Source organism: Microtetraspora sp. AC03309, from assembly GCF_020826795.1.
Taxonomy (GTDB): Bacteria; Actinomycetota; Actinomycetes; order Streptosporangiales; family Streptosporangiaceae; genus Microtetraspora; species Microtetraspora glauca.
Genome location: NZ_JADDIL010000338.1, coordinates 1 through 647 on the forward strand (window position 1 = coordinate 1; position 647 = coordinate 647).

The 647-nt window shown below is 64.9% G+C and carries 1 protein-coding gene; it reads right to left on the reverse strand.

Features of this window, described 5'->3' with window-relative positions; all coding sequences use genetic code 11:
• Nucleotides 1-595: DEAD/DEAH box helicase (locus tag IMZ11_RS43205; protein WP_374463270.1), on the reverse strand; the 595-nt coding region annotated here is incomplete at its 3' end.
• Nucleotides 596-647 lie beyond the last annotated feature (52 nt).

Consider the following 647-nt stretch of genomic DNA (forward strand, 5'->3'; position numbering starts at 1 on the left):
GGATCGAGTCGACCTCGTCGACGATGGCGAAGTTGTGGCCGCGCTGGACCATGTCCTCGACCGAGTGCGCCATGTTGTCGCGCAGGTAGTCGAAGCCGAACTCGTTGTTGGTGCCGTAGGTGATGTCGGCCGCGTAGGCGGCACGACGCTCCTCCGGGGTCAGGCCCGACAGGATCACGCCCACGTCCAGGCCGAGGAAGCGGTGCACGCGGCCCATCCACTCGCTGTCACGTTTGGCCAGGTAGTCGTTGACCGTGACGACGTGCACGCCCTTGCCGGACAGTGCATTGAGGTAGGCGGGCAGCACCGCGGTCAGGGTCTTGCCCTCACCGGTCTTCATCTCCGCGACGTTGCCGAAGTGCAGGGCGGCACCGCCCATGATCTGGACCTCGAAGTGCTTTTGGCTCAGCACCCGCCAGGCGGCCTCGCGAGCGACCGCGAACGCCTCGGGCAGCAGATCGTCCAGGTCCTCACCGTCGGCGATCCGCTTCTTGAACTCGTCGGTCTTGCCACGCAGCTCGGCGTCCGAGAGCTTCTCCATGTCGTCGGACAAGGTGTCGACATAGTCGGCGACCTTCTTGAGGCGCTTGACCATGCGGCCTTCACCGAGACGGAGCAACTTCGACAGCACGCTATTTCCCCTGTGG